At 60.2% G+C, this 18,040-nt stretch carries 16 protein-coding genes and 2 riboswitches; of the genes, 8 read left to right on the top strand and 8 right to left on the bottom strand.

The window, feature by feature from the left end; genetic code table 11:
• Positions 1 to 7: 7 nt before the first annotated feature.
• The gene (locus KDX37_RS14950) at positions 8 to 352 is read left to right on the top strand and encodes an MmcQ/YjbR family DNA-binding protein (protein ID WP_231653450.1); all 345 of its coding nucleotides are present in this window, start codon (positions 8 to 10) and stop codon (positions 350 to 352) included.
• A gap of 7 nt (positions 353 to 359) precedes the next feature.
• Here the strand turns inward: KDX37_RS14950 and KDX37_RS14945 are convergent, their stop codons facing one another.
• Both KDX37_RS14945 and KDX37_RS14940 read right to left on the bottom strand, forming a co-directional pair.
• On the bottom strand, positions 360 to 794 hold the full coding sequence (locus KDX37_RS14945; protein ID WP_231653449.1) for a DUF1294 domain-containing protein: 435 nt from the start codon (positions 792 to 794) through the stop codon (positions 360 to 362).
• On the bottom strand, positions 791 to 1,621 hold the full coding sequence (locus tag KDX37_RS14940) for an undecaprenyl-diphosphate phosphatase (RefSeq protein ID WP_231653448.1): 831 nt from the start codon (positions 1,619 to 1,621) through the stop codon (positions 791 to 793). The genes KDX37_RS14945 and KDX37_RS14940 overlap by 4 nt, the downstream gene beginning before the upstream one ends.
• A 247-nt stretch (positions 1,622 to 1,868) precedes the next feature.
• Here KDX37_RS14940 and pnuC point away from each other — a divergent pair, with 247 nt between their 5' ends.
• Together pnuC and KDX37_RS14930 are read left to right on the top strand one after the other, a co-directional pair.
• Complete coding sequence (pnuC, locus tag KDX37_RS14935; RefSeq protein WP_231653447.1) at positions 1,869 to 2,432, top strand: nicotinamide riboside transporter PnuC; 564 nt, start codon at positions 1,869 to 1,871, stop codon at positions 2,430 to 2,432.
• Positions 2,429 to 2,998, top strand: a complete 570-nt coding sequence (locus KDX37_RS14930; protein WP_231653446.1) for an AAA family ATPase — start codon at positions 2,429 to 2,431, stop codon at positions 2,996 to 2,998. The genes pnuC and KDX37_RS14930 overlap by 4 nt, the downstream gene beginning before the upstream one ends.
• On the opposite strand, the gene KDX37_RS14925 is transcribed toward KDX37_RS14930, so the two are convergent.
• Entirely contained in the window at positions 2,951 to 4,276 is a 1,326-nt protein-coding gene (locus tag KDX37_RS14925) for a sigma-54 dependent transcriptional regulator (RefSeq protein ID WP_231653445.1), read from the bottom strand. The two genes, KDX37_RS14930 and KDX37_RS14925, sit on opposite strands and share 48 nt — an antisense overlap.
• 364 nt (positions 4,277 to 4,640) lie before the next feature.
• Between KDX37_RS14925 and KDX37_RS14920 the strand changes: the two genes are divergently transcribed.
• Positions 4,641 to 4,907 (top strand): hypothetical protein, encoded by a 267-nt coding sequence (locus tag KDX37_RS14920; protein ID WP_231653444.1) that lies wholly within the window; start codon positions 4,641 to 4,643, stop codon positions 4,905 to 4,907.
• 203 nt (positions 4,908 to 5,110) lie between these two features.
• On the opposite strand, the gene KDX37_RS14915 is transcribed toward KDX37_RS14920, so the two are convergent.
• From KDX37_RS14915 to cobW, 4 genes are read right to left on the bottom strand one after another with little or no spacing between them, the layout of a single operon-like run.
• The gene (locus KDX37_RS14915) at positions 5,111 to 5,722 is read right to left on the bottom strand and encodes a vWA domain-containing protein (protein WP_231653443.1); all 612 of its coding nucleotides are present in this window, start codon (positions 5,720 to 5,722) and stop codon (positions 5,111 to 5,113) included.
• A gap of 53 nt (positions 5,723 to 5,775) precedes the next feature.
• Positions 5,776 to 6,804, bottom strand: a complete 1,029-nt coding sequence (locus tag KDX37_RS14910; protein ID WP_231653442.1) for an ATP-binding protein — start codon at positions 6,802 to 6,804, stop codon at positions 5,776 to 5,778.
• The gene (cobN, locus tag KDX37_RS14905) at positions 6,804 to 10,568 is read right to left on the bottom strand and encodes a cobaltochelatase subunit CobN (RefSeq protein WP_231653441.1); all 3,765 of its coding nucleotides are present in this window, start codon (positions 10,566 to 10,568) and stop codon (positions 6,804 to 6,806) included. The genes KDX37_RS14910 and cobN overlap by 1 nt, the downstream gene beginning before the upstream one ends.
• A gap of 3 nt (positions 10,569 to 10,571) precedes the next feature.
• A complete protein-coding gene (gene cobW / locus KDX37_RS14900; RefSeq protein ID WP_231653521.1) occupies positions 10,572 to 11,636 on the bottom strand; it encodes a cobalamin biosynthesis protein CobW in 1,065 nt (354 codons plus the stop codon).
• A gap of 109 nt (positions 11,637 to 11,745) precedes the next feature.
• A riboswitch (cobalamin riboswitch) is annotated at positions 11,746 to 11,967 on the bottom strand.
• Positions 11,968 to 12,025: 58 nt separating this feature from the next.
• Positions 12,026 to 12,229: riboswitch (cobalamin riboswitch) on the top strand.
• A gap of 95 nt (positions 12,230 to 12,324) precedes the next feature.
• On the opposite strand from cobW, the gene KDX37_RS14895 reads away from it, so the two are divergent.
• From KDX37_RS14895 to cobM, 4 genes are read left to right on the top strand one after another with little or no spacing between them, the layout of a single operon-like run.
• Positions 12,325 to 12,510 (top strand): CbtB domain-containing protein, encoded by a 186-nt coding sequence (locus tag KDX37_RS14895; RefSeq protein ID WP_231653440.1) that lies wholly within the window; start codon positions 12,325 to 12,327, stop codon positions 12,508 to 12,510.
• A 10-nt stretch (positions 12,511 to 12,520) separates the two neighbouring features.
• Positions 12,521 to 13,219 (top strand): CbtA family protein, encoded by a 699-nt coding sequence (locus tag KDX37_RS14890; RefSeq protein WP_231653439.1) that lies wholly within the window; start codon positions 12,521 to 12,523, stop codon positions 13,217 to 13,219.
• A gap of 2 nt (positions 13,220 to 13,221) precedes the next feature.
• Positions 13,222 to 13,671: a cobalamin biosynthesis protein gene (locus KDX37_RS14885; protein ID WP_231653438.1), complete on the top strand. Its 450-nt coding sequence runs from the start codon at positions 13,222 to 13,224 to the stop codon at positions 13,669 to 13,671.
• 49 nt (positions 13,672 to 13,720) lie between these two features.
• Positions 13,721 to 14,467 carry a precorrin-4 C(11)-methyltransferase gene (gene cobM, locus KDX37_RS14880; RefSeq protein ID WP_231653437.1) on the top strand — a complete coding sequence of 249 codons (747 nt, stop codon included), beginning with the start codon at positions 13,721 to 13,723 and terminating at the stop codon, positions 14,465 to 14,467.
• 86 nt (positions 14,468 to 14,553) lie between these two features.
• Here the strand turns inward: cobM and KDX37_RS14875 are convergent, their stop codons facing one another.
• Positions 14,554 to 18,036 carry an indolepyruvate ferredoxin oxidoreductase family protein gene (locus KDX37_RS14875; protein WP_231653436.1) on the bottom strand — a complete coding sequence of 1,161 codons (3,483 nt, stop codon included), beginning with the start codon at positions 18,034 to 18,036 and terminating at the stop codon, positions 14,554 to 14,556.
• Positions 18,037 to 18,040: the final 4 nt, after the last annotated feature.

The raw sequence follows: 18,040 nt of genomic DNA, 5'->3' as shown, positions 1-18,040 counted from the left end.
AGCCCTCATGCACAGAGAAAACATCGCCGCATTTTGCCTGGCGCTGCCCGGCGCGCAGGAAGACTACAAATGGGGAGGCGTCAGGGTGTTTTCAGTGGCACACACCAAGATGTTCGCGGTGATGGACCTGGCAGGCAAAGGCCTGTCGTTCAAGGTCCACCCCGATCTGTTTCTGGGTTACGTCGACCGCCCCTGTATTCGTCCCGCGCCTTATCTGGCGCGAGCACACTGGATCAGCGTGCCGGAGCCGCACGCCTTGAGCGACGAGGAGATTCGCGATCTGCTGACCCGGTCCCATCAACTGGTGGTGAGCCGTTTGCCGAAGCGCCAGCAAATCGCCTTGCTTCTCTGACAGGCAGCTACAGCGGCAGCCAACGCCAGAGTCGACGACCCAGAAACAGCCAGTCGATCCATAACGCTTGATGCACCAGAACGATCAACCAGAAGACGACCTGAAAAGACACCTTGCGGGTCTTGTGCCTGAACACTTGTTGCGCCACCAGCGCGCCCGGCCAGCCCCCCAGAAGCTCCATGGCATGCAACACGTTCTCTAGCGTACGCTGGCCGCCCGCTCCCGCCCGGCGCTTGTCGCGCCGATAAAGCACAAAGGCCAGCATGCTCATGACCAGCATGGCAATTGCCGGGACCATCATGCCTTGCCTGACCCACAGCGACACCGCGCCGTACACCGGCAGCGCGCACAACAGCAACAGCACAAACAACTTGAGTTGCAACTGCTGAACAGGTGGCCTGCTCCGGCTGGCCGACTGCCTTGATTCCCGCTCGCTCGTCATGCCTTGGCAGACGCCCAGTCGATCCAGCCAAACTGCCAGGTCGCCAGAATCAGCAGGCCGAAGGCAATCCGGTACCAGGCAAACACGGCATAGCTATGCGTGGCGATGAACTTGAGCAGCCCACGCACCGCAATCATTGCGAAAATGAACGAAGTGATGAAGCCGACGGCAAAGACGGCAAAATCATCCGGGCGGAACATGTCCCTGTACTTGTAACCAGAGTAGACCGCAGCACCGACCATGGTCGGCATGGCAAGGAAGAACGAAAACTCGGTCGCAGCCTTGCGGGACAGACCGAACAACAGGCCGCCAATAATGGTTGAGCCGGAGCGTGAAGTACCAGGGATCATGGCCAGACACTGCACGAAGCCGATCTTGAGCGCGTCGCTCCAGTTCATGTCATCCACGGTTTTGGTACGCACCGTGTGCTCGCGACGCTCGGCCCACAACATGATCACGCCGCCGACCACCAGCGCAGCCGCCACGGTAATGGGGTTGAACAGGTAATGATGGATCAGATCAGCGAAGATCACGCCAAGCACCACCGCCGGACAGAACGCGATCAACAGATTCAGGGTGAAACGTTGTGCCTGCTGCTGTTTCGGCAGACCGACAACGACGTCGAGAATCTTGCGACGAAACTCCCATACCACCGCCAGAATGGCGCCCAACTGGATGATGATGTTGAACGCCATGGCTCGATCACCGCCGAAGTCGATCAGGTCGGCGACGATGATCTGATGCCCTGTGCTGGAAATCGGCAAGAATTCCGTCAACCCTTCTACAACACCCAAAATCAACGCCTGAGCGGCGGTCCAAAGATCCATCATTCCCCCAAAAGCGATGCCTGCGGCTCGCCCATTCATTAGTGTTGTCGTAAAAAAATGGCTGCCACTATGCCGTTGCAAACCTGAACGGACCTTGAAGAAAGCTCCGCAAAGCGCCGAATGCTAGCAGACCTGCAGGCAACTGACCTGCTGCCAGTATCGCAACCTGCTCTTCTTCCTGCTCTCGCCCATAAACGCTTACAATCGCGCCCCCGCCCGAACGCCATCTATCTGAACAGGAGCTGCCATGTCAGGGCTTGAACTCTTTGCCGCTGCCTTCGGCGTGATCGCAGTATGGCTGACCGTAAAGCAGAACCCATGGGGCTGGCCTGTCGGTCTGGTGATGGTGGTCATCTACATCTGGATATTCTTCGGCGTAAAACTGTACTCGGGCATGTTGTTGCAGGTGATCTACGCCGGCTTGCAACTCTACGGGTGGCTGCAATGGACGCGCCACGGGAATGGCTTGCCGGTTCGGACAGTCACCGCTCTGCAGCGCGGCTCGGTAGTGGCGGGCCTGGGCGTGGGCTGCGTCATCAGCTTGTGTCTGGGGGCAGGCATGGCGCAGTTCACTGGTGCCACTCAACCCTGGCTGGACGCAGCTCTCACGGGTTTCAGCCTGGTGGCACAGGTCTGGATGGCGCAGAAACGCGTGCAATGCTGGCCGTTGTGGGTGGTGCTCGATACGGTTTACGTCGGTATGTTCGTCTACCAAGGGCTGCACCTGGTGGCCGCGGTGTACGGCCTGTTCACCCTCCTGGCCATTCAGGGTTGGCGTGAGTGGCGCAACGATCTGGCGCTGGCCCGATGAAAGTGCTCGTGTTGACTGGCCCGGAGTCCAGTGGCAAAAGCTGGCTTTCCGCGCAGATACAACGCCGATTCGGTGGCGTGCTGGTCGGTGAGTATGTCCGGCATTTCATTGAGCAACACGCCCGTGACACCTGTTACAGCGATATCACACCCATCGCTCAAGGACAGCTCGGCAGGGAAGACGCAGCGCGCGCCAGCTCACCCGAGCTGCTGATTCTCGATACGCACCTGTTGAGCAACATACTCTGGAGCGAAGCACTGTTTGGAGATTGCCCGCAATGGATCGAACAACAATTGCTGAGCAGGCACTATGACCTGCACTTGTTGCTGTCCCCCGAGGAAGTCGATTGGGTCAGTGATGGTCAGCGCTGCCAGCCGAAACTGGCTGAACGTCAAGCGTTCTTCAGCGCCAGCCTGGATTGGCTTGACCGCAACTCGCAGCGCTATCAGGTACTCGGCGGCAATTGGGAGCAACGCTGCGAACAGGCCATGGCGGCGGTGATTCAACTGCTGTCAGCCTCACCGGATCTGATGCTTGTGCAGCAGCCGGTAAAAGGTCGGCCGTGAAATGCCCAGCACTCTGGCCGCGACGCTTAGGTTATCGCTGTGACGAGTCAACACATCACACAGAGCCTGACGCTCGGCACGTGATTTGTAATCGTCCAGCGTTCCCATGGCACCTGCGACATCCTCCTCCCCAAGCAAGCCAAGATCAGCCGCTTCAATCTGCCTGCCCTCGGCCAGCACCAGACCACGGCGCACCCGATTCGCCAGCTCGCGAACATTGCCGGGCCAGTCGTGCTTGCCCATGGCAATCAACGCGTCCTGACTGAAATTGCGTGCTCGCCTGCCGGTTTCCTGACTGAAGAAATGTGCGAAATGATTGGCCAGCATCGCCAGATCGCCCAGTCGTTCGCGCAGCGGCGCCGTGCCTACCTGCAACACATTGAGCAGGTAATACAGATCCTCTCGAAAGCGCTTCTTGCGAATTGCCGATTCAAGGTCCACATGGGTCGCGGCCAACACGCGCACGTCCATTACAATGGGTTCGGTACCGCCTATGCGGTCTATCTGTCGCTCCTGTATAAAGCGCAACAAATGGGCCTGGACTTCGAGTGGCAAGTCGCCAATCTCGTCCAGAAACAATGTGCCGCCATTGGCCGCTTCAATACGGCCGATCCTGCGTTCCTGTGCACCGTTGAACGCGCCTTTCTCATAACCAAACAGCTCAGCGTGAATCAGATGCTCGGCAATCGAACTGCAATTGACTGCAACAAACGGCTTGTTACGTCGCTGCGATTGCAGATGTAAAGTGCGTGCAACCAGCTCCTTGCCAGTACCCCGTTCACCACGAATCAATACCGGCGACTCGGTCGGTGCCAATTTACTCAGGAGCCTGCGCAACTCCCGCACCGGTCGGCTCTCACCCAACATTTCATGATCACCGCCTGGCGTATGCGTAGCACCACCTGTGCACAGGCGTGCCATGCCATAAGCCCTGCCCAGGGTGACCTGCATACGGGCGACATCAAATGGCAGGGTATGAAAGTCAAAAAACCACTCGCAGACGAAATCCCCGATCTTTTCCCGGCGCAAATCATCCGGCGTCAACACCGCGATCCATTGCGCATCGGTGCGGCTAATCAGGTCCCTGACCATTTCAGAATGCTCAAAATGAACCGGCATCAGTCGGATAACGCCGACGTCACAGGCCATATCGAGCGATGACTCCAATGGGCTGCTGTGCACCGTCCAACCGGCGGCATGCAACACAGGGGTCAATGCGTGAAGATCATCACAAGGGTCAACAATCAACAGACGTCGCGTTGGGGCCGATTCATGCATAGAGGTTCCTTGGCGCCCGGCGTCTAATGGGGTTATTAAAAACGTTTTATAAACAATATGTTGGCGAGCCCGAACTTTACATTAGCAAATATTTGACACAGCCTTGTACCGTTTACGTCTAACCCCCATAACCAAACGTCATTACCGCTGTAACGCCGTCGTGACGACGCTGCCGAGTCCAGGACTGCATTCTTGCGAACGTTTAAAACGCCACAGTCTTATAAAAATCTGGAAAATTTCTGAAAAGGGTGTGACTCACCAGCGCCTGTCGCTCATCAACACAAGTACCAACAACACAATAACCAGTCGGACGGTCAGCCCACCGACCTGACTGCATTGATATGGGCACCTTGAGGAAACGACCATGAACGCCCCACTGCGCTTCAACGATGCACTCCTGATCGCTGGACACGCTTTTGAACCCTTCCAGTGCGTTGCCTGGGCACCGCAGGACGGGAATGGCGAACTGAGCCTGACGGTGCTGGACCGTATCAGCAACCGCATCGGCCGCAAGCAGATCCCAAGCAGCGCTTACTCCGACAAGGCGCAGCTGGCCAGCGCACTTGAACAGGCCCGCGCAGAAATCGCCAACGACGGCTATGCCCTCAAGCCGTGGACCATGCCCGCCTGATGTCATCAGGGCCATCTGTGATGGCTGAAGTGGGAACGCACTTGCTCACGAAGGTTGAGCGGCAGCCAGTACATCTCTTGCGTATGTAATGGCCTCTTCGTGAGCAAGCTCTCTCCCACAGGAGAATGAAGTCTGAAGTGCGAGCTTGCTCATGAAGGCTTGATTGAGGTCGACATCTTACTGTCGAGCTTCATCCTTATGCATCAAATTGGCGCCAGCTCGTCGATGTGCCGATAATCGGCGCCAAGGGTGCGTGCCAGCTCCCTTGCCCTGCCGAGTCGGATCGGCCCTTTCTCGATATCGATCAGCAAGCTGTCGCAGCCAAAAGCAGGCACGACGGGGAGCTGTTTTATTCTGCCGTCCGTCAGCACCAACACCCGCTGCTGTTCTGCAGGATATCGTCTCTGTCGCTGCGCAAGCCATTCGCCAGCCTGTTCGAGGGCCGCCGACAGCGGCGTACCGCCTCCAGCACCCAGCGCTTCAAGCCACGGGCTCAATGCGGCAGACGCTTTCAGACCCTGATGCTGCCAGCGCGGTGACTGGCCGCTGGCGGTCAGTAGGGCGAGACGAGCGCGACGGCGATAAGCGTCATCGAATACTTGAGACAGCACACCCTTGGCCTGGCTCAGTGCGTGATGCCGGCGTGTCGAAGCCGAGGCGTCGACAATCACCAGCAACAACTCACTCGGTCGACTGCTGCGCGGCTGGCGAATCAGATCATGGCTTTTCTTTGGTCGACCGCGCAGCAGCGTCGGCACCCACTGCACAGCGCCGTCGACACCCGAACGAGCCGGACCTTGCCTGCCAGTCACCAACCGGCCAGGGCGGGGAATGGCATCCGCCCCCTGTGTTGCACGAGGGCGGATGCCTAGGGCTTTTTTGGCCAGCTCGGCACTTCACGACGTGCGCCAGTGGGAACTGCCTGAGCGGGTAAATCACCCCAACTGCCCTGCCCGCCTTGCGTCTCGGTCTGTTTAGGCGGCTGGCCTGGCGGCGGCGTTTCCGGGCTTTGCGGTGGCGGCGCGTGCTCGCGACGTCTATGGCGCAGGGCAAACTCGGCCACTGCATCAATGTCCTGGGTTTCGATCTGTCTGGCACCGCGCCACGCGGCATGTGCCCTGGCCGCTCGCAACCACACGAGGTCGGCACGCATGCCGTCCACGCCTGCGGCAAAGCAACGTTCGGTGATCAGCCCCAGCGATGTGTCATCCAGCTCAATGCTCGGCAACAGCGCACGTGCCTGCTCGCAACGACGCTTGAGCGCGTCCTGATGTTCCTGCCAATGCTGACAAAACCCCTGTGGATCAGCATCGAAGTCCAGGCGCCTGCGGATGATCTGGCCACGCTCGACTGGCAACGTCTGGCCACTCAGCGCCACGTTCAACCCAAAGCGATCAAGCAATTGCGGCCGCAGCTCACCCTCTTCCGGGTTCATGGTGCCAATCAACACGAAGCGTGCAGCATGCCGATGCGAGATGCCGTCACGCTCCACCAGATTCACACCACTGGCAGCGACATCCAACAACAGATCGACCAGATGATCAGCCAGCAGATTGACTTCGTCGACATAGAGAACGCCGCCATCGGCCTTGGCCAACACACCGGGTGAAAAACGTGCCCGGCCTTCGTTAAGCGCAGCGTCGAGATCCAGCGTGCCGACCAGCCGCTCCTCGGTAGCGCCCAATGGCAGGGTGACGAACTGACCGCTTGCCAACAGGTCTGCAAGACCGCGGGCCAGCGTGGATTTTGCCATGCCACGCGGTCCCTCGATCAGCACGCCGCCAATACGCGGATCAATGGCGGTCAGGCACAGCGCCAGCTTCATGTCATCGGCGCCGACTATGGCGGCCAGCGGAAAATGAGGTATGGCGGTCAGGCTTGGGTCAGGCAACGTCATCAGTTCTCTTCTATGTCCAACAACAGATTTTCCAGCGCTTGCTGGTATTCACCGGGTTCCTGCCACAGCCCGCGCTGCTGGGCTTCGAGCATGCGTTCGGTCATGTCGCGCAGAGCATCGGGGTTGTGTTGCTGAATGAATTCCCGGGTCGATGGGTCGAGCAGGTAAGCATCCGCCAGCAGCGCGTACTGGTGATCATCGATCAGCTCGGTAGTGGCGTCGAAGGCAAACAGGAAGTCGACGGTCGCGGCCATCTCGAACGCACCCTTATAACCATGGCGTTTGACGCCGTCGATCCATTTCGGGTTGGCGGCACGCGAGCGGATCACCCGGTTCAACTCTTCTTTCAGCGTGCGGATTTTCGGCAAGTCCGGCTGACTATGGTCGCCATGGTAACTGGCTGTTTTACCGCCGCTGAGGCTCTCGCTCGCGGCCAGCATGCCGCCCTGGAACTGGTAGTAATCGTTCGAGTCCAGCAGGTCGTGCTCTCGGTTGTCCTGATTCTGCAATACCGCCTGGACCTGCGACAGTCGTTGGGCGAACCGTTGCCGGGCCGGCGTGCCTTCGTCCGAGGCGCCATAGGCATAACCGCCCCAGTTGAGATACACCTCGGCCAGATCGTCGCGGCTTTGCCACAAGCGGCCGTCAATCGCGCCTTGCACCCCAGCGCCATACGCACCAGGCTTGGCTCCGAAAATCCGCCAGCCGGCCTGTCGGGCTGCTTCTTCTTCGTTCAGCCCTTCGGCGATGAAACCTTGCCGCTCTTCACGAACCCTGGCCGCCAATGGATTCATATCGTCCGGCTCATCCAGCGCGGCAACCGCTTGCACGGCAGCGTCGAACAGGCGAATCAGGTTGGCGAAGGCGTCACGAAAAAAGCCTGACACGCGCAATGTCACGTCCACCCTGGGGCGGTCCAGCAGGCTGATCGGCAGGATTTCGAAGTCATCAACCCGCTGGCTGCCCGTCGCCCAGACCGGCCGCACGCCCATCAGTGCCATGGCCTGGGCGATATCGTCACCGCCAGTGCGCATGGTGGCGGTGCCCCAGACAGAGAGCCCCAACTGCCGCAGGTGATCGCCATGATCCTGAAGATGACGCTCCAACAGCAGGTTCGCCGATTGGAAACCGATGCGCCAGGCGGTGGTGGTCGGCAGGTTGCGCACGTCCACGGTAAAGAAGTTACGGCCGGTCGGCAGTACGTCCAGTCGTCCACGGCTGGGCGCACCGCTTGGGCCAGCCGGGACGAAGCGGCCACTCAAGGCATCCAGCATGCCCTGCATTTCGCCGGGACCGCAGGCATCGAGGCGCGGGGCAACCACCTCGCGCAAGCTGTCAAGAATCAGCGCAAGGTCGTCGTGCGCAGGTAAATCCTGTATGTGCTCGCCTGCGTCAATGCGTTCGATCAACACGGCGGCATACAGCTCAAGCCGCTCGCGCGCATCACCGGCGCTGCGCCAGGGGTCATCACTGACCGCCAGCAGCGCAGACGGACGTGGGCCTTGCCATGGCTCGGCCAGATCGCAATCCAGCGGGTCAAAGCCCAGATCAAAGGCCTTGCTCAGGGCACGCAGCAGGCTGGACTGGGCACCGCGCCCATCGCCACGCGGAATGCGCAGCAGAGCGAGCAGCGTGTCGACCCGCAACCGCCCTTGCGGTGATTGACCGAAAATGTGCAGCCCGTCGCGAATCTGCGACTCTTTCAGGTCGCACAGGTAGGTATCCAGCCGTGGCAGCCAGACCGCCGCATCGGCATCGCTGCCTGCGGATTCGTCCAGCTCCAGCTCGCGGTCAATACGGGTTTCGCGCACCAGTTGCAGAATGTCGCGTTGCAGCTCCTGGGCGCGGCGCGGGTCCAGCAGTTGCGCTTCGTAGAACTCGTCGGCCAGCAGTTCGAGATTGCGCAGCGGCCCGTAGGTTTCGGCGCGGGTCAGCGGCGGCATCAGGTGATCAATAATGACCGCCTGAGTACGGCGCTTGGCCTGTGCGCCCTCGCCCGGGTCGTTGACGATAAACGGGTAGATGTTCGGCATCGGGCCCAGCACCGCGTCCGGCCAGCAGTGTTCGGACAGGCCGACGCCCTTGCCCGGCAGCCACTCCAGGTTGCCGTGCTTGCCGACGTGCACCACGGCGTGCGCGCCATAAGCCTTGCGCAACCAGAAATAGAACGCCAGATAGCCATGCGGCGGCACCAGATCGGGGTCGTGATACACGGCGCTGGTGTCGACCTGATAACCGCGGGCCGGCTGAATACCCACAAACGTCAGGCCAAAGCGCAGTCCCGCGATCATCATGCGCCCGGCGCGAAACATCGGGTCGGCAGCCGGCTCCCCCCAGCGTGCGTTCACCGCATCGCGGTTGGCTTGCGGCAAATCATTAAAGGCAGACAGGTACTCATCCAGCGCCATGCTCTGCTGACAAGGCCGCAGATCGATGGTGTCCAGGTCATTGGTCACGCCGCCGAGCAACTGCTGGATCAGCTCAGTACCGCTGTCAGGCAAACCTGCCAAGGGATAACCCTCAGCCTCCATCGCACGCAGAATATTCAAGGCCGCGGCCGGCGTGTCCAGCCCCACACCATTGCCGATCCGGCCGTCGCGGGTTGGATAATTGGCGAGGATCAGGGCTACGCGTTTTTCGCCATTGGGCAGACGCGCCAGTTCTATCCAGCGGCGTGCCAGCTGCGCCACGAAATCCATGCGCTCGGGTTGTGCTCGGTAGCACACCACGTCCGACTGGCTGCGCTCGCTGCGCCAGGCCAGGTCCTTGAAACTGATGGGCCGACTGATGATTCGCCCATCCAGTTCGGGCAAAGCGATGTGCATGGCCAGATCACGCGCACCCAGGCCCTGCTCGCTGGCCTGCCACGCGGGTTCGTTGTCTTGCGCGCAGATGGCCTGAATCACGGGCACGTTGCGCCGAAACGGTCGCAGGTGCGGCGCTTCTGGACTGGATTGGGCAAAACCGGTCGTATTGAGGATCAACTCGACTTCAGTTTCATCAAGCCAGTCTTCCACCTGCTTGAAGCAGCCCGGCTCTTTCAGGCTTGCCACCGCGATAGGCAGCGGATTGATGCCCTGCGCCTGCAAACGCGCGCAAAACTCATCAATGAAGCCGGTGTTGGCCGCTTGCAAATGCGAACGGTAGAACAGCAGCGCCACGACCGGCCATTCGATGTGCCATTGCGCCTGCCAATCCTTTACCGCAGCGCTGGCAAGGTTCGGATGATAGACAGCCGTGCGTGGCAACGGCGCAGGCTCGGCCCATGGATAATCACGCGCCAGCCAGGTGCTCGCCATGCAGCGATACAGGTCAAGTGCATTCTGCAGGCCGCCCTGCCGCAAGAACTGCCACAGCCGATCACGCGCAGCGGCCGGGACGGTGCTCAGGTCGCTGAGCTCCGGATCCGGGCGGTCGTCACCCGGCACCAGAATCACTTGCACACCTCGCGCAGCGAGTTCCATCAGGCGCTCGACGCCATAGCGCCAGTAGCCGATGCCGCCGTGCAGGGAGATCAGAATGACTTTTGCGTGGCGCAATACCTCATCGACATACAGATCGACCGAGGCATGATTCTGGACCTGCATCGGATTGGCCAGACGCAGGGTCGGATAATCGTCAGGCAACTGCTGAGCCGCTTCGGCCAGTAACGCCAGGCTTGAATCGCCACTGCAGAGAATCACCAGCTCGGCGGGGGTCTGCCCGAGATCAGCAATACTGTCGTCCGGCACAAAGCCGCCGGGCTGGGTTCTCAATAGATGCATGGGTCAGCCAGCAATCGCAGCGTTGAGTTGGGCTTCAAGTGCCACGGCATCCAGCTCCTGGCCGATCAGCACCAGTTGCGTGACGCGCTGTTCATCGGCACGCCAGGCGCGGTCGAAATGCTTGTCGAAGCGCGTGCCCACGCCTTGAATGAGCAGGCGCATCGGCTTGCCAGGAATGGCAGCAAAGCCCTTGACCCGCAGGATGCCGTGCTGCACGACCAGTTGGTTCAGCGCAGCGAGCAATACGCTTTCGTCCGCCTGGGGCAAGGTGATGGAAATAGAATCGAAAGCGTCGTGATCGTGGTCGTCATGATCATCGCCCTCGTGATGGTCATGGTGAGTCTTGCGGCCATCGATATGCAGCTCGGATTCGGCACCCACACCCAGCAACACGCTGATCGGCAGGCGACCGCTGCTCGCCTCGATCACTTTCACGGCAGGCGGCAGCTCCTCGGCGACTTCGGCGCGCACCGCCGCGAGCCCTTCGGGGCCAATCATGTCGGCCTTGTTGAGGATGACCAGGTCGGCGCTGGCCAGTTGGTCGGCGAACAGCTCATGCAGGGGTGATTCGTGGTCCAGATTCGGGTCGAGCTTGCGCTGCGCGTCCACTTGATCCGGAAATGCGGCAAAGGTACCGGCCAGCACAGCCGGACTGTCGACCACGGTAATCACCGCATCAACAGTGCACGCGTTGCGGATTTCCGGCCACTGGAATGCCTGGACCAGGGGCTTGGGCAGTGCCAGCCCGGAAGTTTCAATCAGAATGTGGTCCAGATCGCCGCGCCGCGCCACCAGCTCACGCATGACCGGGAAAAACTCTTCCTGGACGGTGCAGCACAGGCAGCCGTTGGCCAGTTCGTAAACCCGGCCATTGGCTTCTTCTTCGGTGCAGCCGATGGTGCACTGCTTGAGGATCTCACCGTCGATACCCAGCTCACCGAACTCGTTGACGATGACCGCGATGCGTCGTCCTTCGGCGTTGTCGAGCATGTGCCGCAACAGTGTCGTCTTGCCCGAGCCCAGGAAGCCGGTAACGATGGTGACAGGGAGTTTGGCCAATGTTTTCATCAGGTGCCCTTTGGCAATGCGGCGGGCAAACAGGACGATGGCCACGCGCAAGGCACATGGATCGGATCGCCACCGGATCACCCCGCCCGGTTGTAGTGAGAATTCGCAGGCCGTGGCCCGTATCGAGGCAGGTCTCCTGGCTCACGGCGGCGTATCACAGGCGGTTTGACCCGTGCGATACGCATTCACCGCGCCTTCCCGCCCGAGCAGTGGCTGTGCGATGAACATGACCGTTTACAGTTGCGGGGGCAGCTGCGGCATGGACCGCATTCCCGTCTTAGCTCCGTTCCGGCAACGCCGCGAATGGAGAACCTCGAACCGGCAAGGCTACGCAGTGGCCGCAGACAGGTCAATCGTTCAGATTGACGATGCACTGCTGCCCATGGTCTCCTGTGCGCCTTGTTACGGGTGCCCCTCACGGGGTGAAACGGGAAACCGGTGCGCTCAGAATCTTGAGCAAGTCCGGCGCTGCCCCCGCAACGGTAAGCGAGAGAAGGTCGTATCCACTGTGCCACGGCATGGGAAGGTGACCTTGATCGGCGACCTGGTCGCCCCTCGCAAGCCCGGAGACCGGCCCGACATTTTTGCAATGACAAACCCGCGGTGGGCGGGCGCAGTTGAAACCTCTGACGCCTGTCAGTGGGTTCTTGTGTGCATGCCCACTCGCCAACAATCAAGAGGGATCGCCATGTCGACCATCAGCAGCAGCCAGTCCGCCGCTACCAGTTCAACCCGCAGCCAACGCCTGACAGCCGCCATCAGTGCGGTCTTCCTGGGCGCGTGCCTGGTCTATTTTGCCGGTTTCTCGCACATCGCTGCGGTGCACAATGCCGCGCATGACACCCGCCACAGCGCAGCCTTTCCTTGCCATTGAGGGCAACACAATGTTCAAGCGAATCGCTCAGACGGCAGGCTTTACCGGCCTGCTTGCAGCCCTGCTGCTGACCCTGTTGCAAAGCTTTTGGGTCGTACCGCTGATTCATCAGGCAGAAACCTACGAAAACGCTCCCGCCGAACATGTGCACGAGCACGCTGCTGGCGCAGTGGCCGGGCACAGCCACGAGCATGACGAGGCTGCCTGGGAGCCGGAAGATGGCTGGCAACGTGTGCTGTCTACCACTGGCGGCAATCTGGTGGTCGCGGTCGGCTTCGCACTGATGCTGGCCGGGCTTTATACCTTGCGCGCGCCGGGCCGCACCGTACAGGGCGCATGGTGGGGACTGGCCGGCTTTGCGGTGTTCGTGCTCGCGCCAACACTGGGCCTGCCGCCTGAGCTGCCGGGGACCGCAGCAGCCGAACTGAGTCAGCGCCAGTTCTGGTGGATTGGCACTGCAGCGTCTACAGCCGCAGGACTCGCCCTGCTGGTTTTCGGTCAGGGTCGCCTGCTGAAGTTGCTGGGCGCGGCCATTCTGGTTATGCCGCACCTGATAGGTGCGCCGCAGCCTATGGTTCATGAAAGCCTTGCACCTGAAACACTGGGGTCTCAGTTCCAGGTCGCGTCCCTGCTGACCAACGCCGTGTTCTGGATAGCGATGGGGTTGATCAGCGCCTGGCTGTTCCGTCGCAGTGCGCTTGAGTCGTAAAGATGGCGGCGGCAAACCTGTCTGATCCGCTCTCGATACGCCCGGGTTCTGTTCTGGTAGCCGGGGTGGGGTGTCGGCAGGGCTGCTCGGCAGCCCTGTTGCGCGAGTTGATCGAACAGAGCCTACTGACGCTGGGGCTGAGTCTTTCTGATATCACAGCTCTGGCGTCCATTGATCTGAAAAGTGCGGAGCCCGGCCTGCACGAACTGGCCGAGCAACTGGCAGTGCCGCTGGTATTTTTCAACGCAGCGCAACTGGTGTCATGGGAGCTGCATCTGTCCCACCGTTCACAGCAGGTCTTCCAGCACACCGGCTGTCACGGTGTTGCCGAAGGCTCTGCGCTGGCCCACGCGGCCGAACTGGGCGACGGCAGCGCCCGGCTGTGGATCGAGCGCCGAAAAAGCCCTTACGCGACATTTGCGTTGGCATCCAGCGAAGCACAAAGCGGATAATGCCCTGCCTGCCCTTTCCGGCTTTGAGTCCTGACTTCTGGAGAATCGATTGACCGTCTATTTCATCGGCGCGGGCCCTGGCGATCCCGAACTGATCACCGTCAAGGGACAACGCCTGATACGCACCTGTCCGATTATCATCTACGCGGGCTCACTGGTGCCGGTCGCGGTGCTGGAGGGCAATCAGGCCGTTCAGATCACCAACAGCGCCGAGCTGCACCTGGAACAGATCATTGAACTGATCAAGGCAGCTCACGTTCAGGGCCAGGACGTGGCGCGCGTGCACTCCGGTGATCCCAGCCTGTATGGCGCGATTGGCGAGCAGATCCGCCATTTACGTGAGCTGAACATTCCGTTCGAAATAATTCCGGGTGTCACAGCCACTGCCGCGTGTGCTGCGCTGCTGGGCACAGAACTGACCCTGCCGGACATTTCACAAAGTGTGATTCTGACCCGTTACGCAGACAAGACGGTCATGCCCGCTGGGGAAGAACTGGCGAGCCTGGCCCAGCACCGTGCGACCATGGCAATTCATTTAGGGGTAAAGAACCTGCCGCGCATCGTCGAAGAGCTGATCCCGCATTACGGTGCCGACTGCCCGATTGCAGTAGTACACCGCGCCAGTTGGCCCGATCAGGACTGGGTGCTCGGCACTCTGGCAGACATAGAGGAAAAGGTTCAGGTCAAAGGCTTTCGTCGCACTGCCTTGATACTGGTTGGCCGCGTACTGGCTGACGATACGTTCAGCGAGTCTTCCTTGTACCGGGCAAGCCACGCGCACCTGTTCAGGCCCTGATATCAGGGCTCCAATTATCAGACGTCCCTTAAAAAGAAAACGGGAGCACAGGCTCCCGTTTTCAGTCAGCAGTGCTTGTTAACGACTCAGGCCGCTACCTCATACAGCTTCGGTGCCGCCACTTCGCCGCTCTCCAGGCTGCGGCGTAATACATTGGCTTGCAACGCCGCGGCCTTCATCGCGCTTTCCTTTATATGCCCATAGCCTCGTATCCGCTCAGGCAGACGTGCCAGGCTGAGCGCCGTGTGACGGTTATGCGCTTGAAGATGCTGCAGGATCAGCTCCACATCACCCATATAGCGATCAATCAGCTCACGCTCCTGCTGGCGCTCAAGGCTGCGCCCAAAGGGATCGAACGCCGTCCCGCGCAAGAACTTGAATCGGGCGAGCACATCGAACGCGCGCAACATCCAAGGCCCGAAACTGCGCTTGCGAGGCAACCCGGTATGCACATCGCGCTTGGCCAGCCAGGACGGCGCCAGATGAAACTCCAGCCGGTAGTCGCCCTCGAACTGCGCCTCCAGTTGGCGGGTGAAGTCGCCATTGCTGTACAGCCGCGCTACTTCGTACTCATCCTTGTAAGCCAGCAGTTTGAAGTAGTTGAATGCTACCGCTTCGGTCAGCGTCGGCTGCTGACCGGGGAACACGCGAGACTCGGCCTCTCGCACTCGCTGCACCAGCGCTCGATAACGCTCCGCATACGCACTGTTCTGGTAGTGATTCAAGCTTGCGACATTGCTTTGAATACGCTGATCCAGCTCCATCTGAGGCGGCTCGATATCCAGCCGTTCAGGATTCACGAAGGCTTCGACGGCTGGCAGATCGTGAGCCGCGCGACGGCCCCACAAAAATGCCTGCTGATTGAGGTTGACGGCAACGCCGTTGAGTTCGATGGCCTTTTCGATGGCCGCCGACGTCAATGGGATCAGGCCCAGTTGAAAGGCGTAGCCCAGCATGAACAGGTTGCTGGCGATGCTGTCGCCCATCAGTTTGGTCGCCAACGAGGTGGCTTCGATGAAATGAGTCTTTTCGGCCCCTACCGCGTCGACTATCGTCTGCTTCATCGCCTCCACAGGAAACTCGGCGTCCGGGTTGCGTGTGAACTCAGCAGTCGGTGTCTGCTGACTGTTGACGACCGCGTACGAGATGGCGCTATCGAGCTTGGCAATCGCATCAGGGCCAGCCGCTACCAACAAGTCACAGCCCAGCAAAAGATGTGCTTCACCCGCCGCAATACGTACCGCGAACAGGTCTTGCTGACGGGCAGCAATGCGAATATGACTGACCACCGGACCGAATTTTTGCGCCAGACCGGCTTGATCCAACACGCTGCACCCTTTGCCTTCGAGGTTGGCGGCATAGCCCAGCATGGCGCCAACCGTGGTAACCCCCGTGCCGCCCACACCCGGCAGTAGAATATTGAACGGTCGGTCCAGAGAAGGCAGTGCAGGCTCAGGCAGACGGGCGAACGCCTCGACCTGACTGGGCACCGTCGGCTTGCGCAGCTTGCCGCCATGCACCGTTACAAAACTTGGGCAGAAACCTTCGACGCAGCTGAAGTCCTTGTTGCACGCACTCTGATCGATCTCCCGTTTGCGGCCCTGGGCTGTCTCCTTCGGCAGCACCGACAGGCAGCCGGATTTGACGCCGCAGTCACCGCAGCCTTCGCAGACGGCCGGGTTGATCAGCGCACGTTTTTCCAGGTCAGGCATGGTGCCGCGTTTGCGCCGACGACGTTTTTCAGTGGCGCAGGTCTGGTCGTAGATGATGACCGAAACACCTTTGAACTCACGCAACTCGCGCTGCACGCTATCCAGATCACGTCGATGGTGAAAGGTAGTGATCGGTGCAAAACCGTTACGGTCGGGATATTTGTCCGGCTCGTCCGACACCAGTGCAATGCGTTGTACGCCTTCGTTAAAGACCTGGCGACTCAACTGGTCGACACGCAGCACGCCATCGATAGGTTGCCCGCCGGTCATCGCGACTGCGTCGTTATAAAGAATCTTGTACGTGATGTTGACCTTGGAGGCCACGGCAGCACGCACTGCCAGGTGGCCCGAGTGAAAGTAGGTGCCGTCCCCCAGATTTTGAAACACATGAGGGGTTTCAGTGAACGGGGCCTGACCGATCCAGGTAACGCCCTCGCCGCCCATCTGAGTGAACGTATCAGTTTCCCGGTCCATCCAGATGGTCATGTAGTGGCAGCCGATCCCGGCCAGCGCCCGACTGCCTTCCGGTACGCGGGTCGAGGTGTTATGGGGGCAGCCGGAGCAGAAGTGCGGAGTACGCTGGGTGTTGAACAACGGCGCCTGCAGAGCCTTTTCTTTTTCACTTAGAAACTGCAGTCGCGCTTCGATCTGCGGGCTACTGTAGAAAGGCGCCAGACGCTTGGCGATGACGCGAGCAATCATCGCCGGGGTCAGTTCGCTGAGATTGGGCAGCAATGAGCGGCCGGCCTCGTCAAATTCACCCACGACCACCGGGCGGCGGTCCACAGGCCAGTTGTACAACTGGCCGGTGAGCTGGTCCTCGATGACGCTGCGTTTTTCTTCGACGACCAGAATCTCGTCCAGACCTTCAGCAAAGTCGTGAACCGACACAGGCTCGAGCGGCCAGCTCATACCAACCTTGAGCACGCGGATGCCGACTTGATCGCATAGCTGCTGGTCGATACCCAGCTCTTCGAGTGCCTGGCGCACGTCCAGATACGACTTGCCGGTGGTGATAATGCCCAACCGCGGCTTGCTCGAATCAATGACCACCTTGTTCAACTGGTTGGCCCTGGCAAACGCCCTCGCTGCGTAGATCTTGTAGGTGTTGAGTCGCGCTTCCTGTGCCAGCGGAGGGTCCGGCCAACGAATGTGCAGACCGCCTTCGGGCAGCACGAAGTCTTCAGGGATGCGGGTTTCCATGCGCAGTGGATTGACTTCAACGACCGCAGAGGAGTCGACGTTTTCAGCAATCGTCTTCATCGCGACCCAGCAGCCGCTGTACCGCGACAATTCCCAGCCGATGATGCCGTAATCAAGAATTTCCTGAACGTTGCTGGGGTTGAGCACCGGGATCATCGAGGCAATGAATGCGTGTTCACTCTGGTGCGCGATGGTCGACGACTTGCAGCCGTGATCGTCACCGGCCAGGATCAGCACGCCGCCCTGAGCCGCGACACCGGCCGAGTTGCCATGCTTGAACACGTCACCGCAGCGGTCAACGCCCGGCCCTTTGCCGTACCACAGCGCGAACACACCATCGTATTTGCCATGCGGAAACAGGTTGACCTGCTGACTGCCCCACACCGCAGTGGCTGCAAGCTCTTCGTTGATACCAGGTTGAAAATGGATAGCGTTCTGCTGGAGGTAATCCTTGGCGTCCCACAGGCTTTTATCCAGGTTACCCAAGGGCGAACCACGGTAGCCGGAGATGAACCCCGCCGTGTTCAGGCCCCGCGCTTCATCGCGCTGTTTTTGCAGCATCGGCAACCGGGTCAATGCCTGAGTGCCGGTCAGGTACAGGTTGCCGGTGGCGAGCCGGTATTTATCATCCAGACGAATATCAGCCAGAGACATGCGG

The sequence above is a fragment of the Pseudomonas californiensis genome (assembly GCF_021147775.1).
Classification (GTDB): domain Bacteria; phylum Pseudomonadota; class Gammaproteobacteria; order Pseudomonadales; family Pseudomonadaceae; genus Aquipseudomonas; species Aquipseudomonas californiensis.
Note: the sequence above shows the minus strand (reverse complement) of the source record. Positions and strands in the feature narration are given on the sequence as shown.